The organism is Pseudomonas sp. P42 (assembly GCF_017973755.1).
In the GTDB taxonomy this organism is placed as follows: Bacteria; Pseudomonadota; Gammaproteobacteria; order Pseudomonadales; family Pseudomonadaceae; genus Aquipseudomonas; species Aquipseudomonas iridis.
The window spans coordinates 1-3,323 of the sequence record NZ_JACOPU010000014.1; the positions used below are offsets into that span (position 1 = coordinate 1).

Annotated in this window: 2 rRNA genes and 1 other annotated feature (1 of these 3 running past the window's edge); both genes read right to left on the bottom strand. The window is 50.8% G+C overall.

Going from position 1 to position 3,323, the window contains the following annotated elements:
- Nucleotides 1-94: ribosomal RNA gene (gene rrf, locus H8B20_RS27645) — 5S ribosomal RNA — on the bottom strand; the annotation flags it as partial.
- A gap of 157 nt (nucleotides 95-251) precedes the next feature.
- Nucleotides 252-3,145, bottom strand: a 23S ribosomal RNA gene (locus tag H8B20_RS27650).
- A gap of 13 nt (nucleotides 3,146-3,158) precedes the next feature.
- Nucleotides 3,159-3,323 (bottom strand) — a sequence feature (mutual gap in cmsearch alignment for this rRNA model is longer than 100); it runs 1,123 nt beyond the window's last position.

A 3,323-nucleotide genomic window follows, 5' to 3' on the forward strand; every position in this document is an offset into this window, starting at 1 on the left:
CATGGGGAAACCCCACACTACCATCGGCGATGCATCGTTTCACTGCTGAGTTCGGGATGGGATCAGGTGGTTCCAACGCTCTATGGTCGTCAAGAAATTCGGGTACTGAGTCGTGACCAAGTGGCCTCGCTTCAGCAAATTGGGTATGTGACAGCTTTCGGTGTTTTGTGAACATCGAACTTTCGGTTCGTTTCGTCTTCACACACCGCAATCTGATGCTCTTTCGAGTAGTCAAATTGCTTGGGTGTTATATGGTCAAGCCTCACGGGCAATTAGTATTGGTTAGCTCAACGCCTCACAGCGCTTACACACCCAACCTATCAACGTCGTAGTCTTCGACGGCCCTTCAGGGAACTCAAGGTTCCAGTGAGATCTCATCTTGAGGCAAGTTTCCCGCTTAGATGCTTTCAGCGGTTATCTTTCCCGAACATAGCTACCCGGCAATGCCACTGGCGTGACAACCGGAACACCAGAGGTTCGTCCACTCCGGTCCTCTCGTACTAGGAGCAGCCCCTCTCAAATCTCAAACGTCCACGGCAGATAGGGACCGAACTGTCTCACGACGTTCTAAACCCAGCTCGCGTACCACTTTAAATGGCGAACAGCCATACCCTTGGGACCGGCTTCAGCCCCAGGATGTGATGAGCCGACATCGAGGTGCCAAACACCGCCGTCGATATGAACTCTTGGGCGGTATCAGCCTGTTATCCCCGGAGTACCTTTTATCCGTTGAGCGATGGCCCTTCCATACAGAACCACCGGATCACTAAGACCTACTTTCGTACCTGCTCGACGTGTCTGTCTCGCAGTCAAGCGCGCTTTTGCCTTTATACTCTACGACCGATTTCCGACCGGTCTGAGCGCACCTTCGTACTCCTCCGTTACTCTTTAGGAGGAGACCGCCCCAGTCAAACTACCCACCATACACTGTCCTCGATCCGGATAACGGACCTGAGTTAGAACCTCAAAGTTGCCAGGGTGGTATTTCAAGGTTGGCTCCACGCGAACTGGCGTCCACGCTTCAAAGCCTCCCACCTATCCTACACAAGCAAATTCAAAGTCCAGTGCAAAGCTATAGTAAAGGTTCACGGGGTCTTTCCGTCTAGCCGCGGATACACTGCATCTTCACAGCGATTTCAATTTCACTGAGTCTCGGGTGGAGACAGCGCCGCCATCGTTACGCCATTCGTGCAGGTCGGAACTTACCCGACAAGGAATTTCGCTACCTTAGGACCGTTATAGTTACGGCCGCCGTTTACCGGGGCTTCGATCAAGAGCTTCGCGTTAGCTAACCCCATCAATTAACCTTCCGGCACCGGGCAGGCGTCACACCCTATACGTCCACTTTCGTGTTTGCAGAGTGCTGTGTTTTTAATAAACAGTCGCAGCGGCCTGGTATCTTCGACCGGCATGAGCTTACGGAGCAAGTCCTTCACCCTCACCGGCGCACCTTCTCCCGAAGTTACGGTGCCATTTTGCCTAGTTCCTTCACCCGAGTTCTCTCAAGCGCCTTGGTATTCTCTACCCAACCACCTGTGTCGGTTTGGGGTACGGTTCCTGGTTACCTGAAGCTTAGAAGCTTTTCTTGGAAGCATGGCATCAACCACTTCGTCATCTAAAAGATGACTCGTCATCAGCTCTCGGCCTTAGAATCCCGGATTTACCTAAGATTCCAGCCTACCACCTTAAACTTGGACAACCAACGCCAAGCTGGCCTAGCCTTCTCCGTCCCTCCATCGCAATAACCAGAAGTACAGGAATATTAACCTGTTTTCCATCGACTACGCTTTTCAGCCTCGCCTTAGGGACCGACTAACCCTGCGTCGATTAACGTTGCGCAGGAAACCTTGGTCTTTCGGCGTGGGTGTTTTTCACACCCATTGTCGTTACTCATGTCAGCATTCGCACTTCTGATACCTCCAGCAAGCTTCTCAACTCACCTTCACAGGCTTACAGAACGCTCCTCTACCGCATCATCCTAAGATGATACCCGTAGCTTCGGTGTATGGTTTGAGCCCCGTTACATCTTCCGCGCAGGCCGACTCGACTAGTGAGCTATTACGCTTTCTTTAAAGGGTGGCTGCTTCTAAGCCAACCTCCTAGCTGTCTAAGCCTTCCCACATCGTTTCCCACTTAACCATAACTTTGGGACCTTAGCTGACGGTCTGGGTTGTTTCCCTTTTCACGACGGACGTTAGCACCCGCCGTGTGTCTCCCATGCTCGGCACTTGTAGGTATTCGGAGTTTGCATCGGTTTGGTAAGTCGGGATGACCCCCTAGCCGAAACAGTGCTCTACCCCCTACAGTGATACATGAGGCGCTACCTAAATAGCTTTCGAGGAGAACCAGCTATCTCCGAGCTTGATTAGCCTTTCACTCCGATCCACAGGTCATCCGCTAACTTTTCAACGGTAGTCGGTTCGGTCCTCCAGTTAGTGTTACCCAACCTTCAACCTGCCCATGGATAGATCGCCCGGTTTCGGGTCTATTCCCAGCGACTAGACGCCCTATTAAGACTCGCTTTCGCTACGCCTCCCCTATTCGGTTAAGCTCGCCACTGAAAATAAGTCGCTGACCCATTATACAAAAGGTACGCAGTCACAGAACAAAGTCTGCTCCCACTGCTTGTACGCATACGGTTTCAGGATCTATTTCACTCCCCTCTCCGGGGTTCTTTTCGCCTTTCCCTCACGGTACTAGTTCACTATCGGTCAGTCAGTAGTATTTAGCCTTGGAGGATGGTCCCCCCATATTCAGACAAAGTTTCTCGTGCTCCGTCCTACTCGATTTCATGACTAAGAGATTTTCGCGTACAGGGCTATCACCCACTATGGCCGCACTTTCCAGAGCGTTCCGCTAATCTCAAAGCCACTTAAGGGCTAGTCCCCGTTCGCTCGCCACTACTAAGGGAATCTCGGTTGATTTCTTTTCCTCAGGGTACTTAGATGTTTCAGTTCCCCTGGTTCGCCTCTTGCACCTATGTATTCAGTACAAGATAACCATCTTATGATGGCTGGGTTCCCCCATTCAGACATCTCCGGATCAAAGTCTGTTTGCCGACTCCCCGAAGCTTTTCGCAGGCTACCACGTCTTTCATCGCCTCTGACTGCCAAGGCATCCACCGTATGCGCTTCTTCACTTGACCATATAACCCCAAGCAATCTGGTTATACTGTGAAGACGACATTCGCCGAAAATTCGATAATACTCAATTCAGAGTAACTCACAAATTTTACCTTAGCCTGATCCGTTACCAGTGAAAGTAACGTTCAGTCTATCTTTCTATCACATACCCAAATTTTTAAAGAACGATCTAATCAAAAT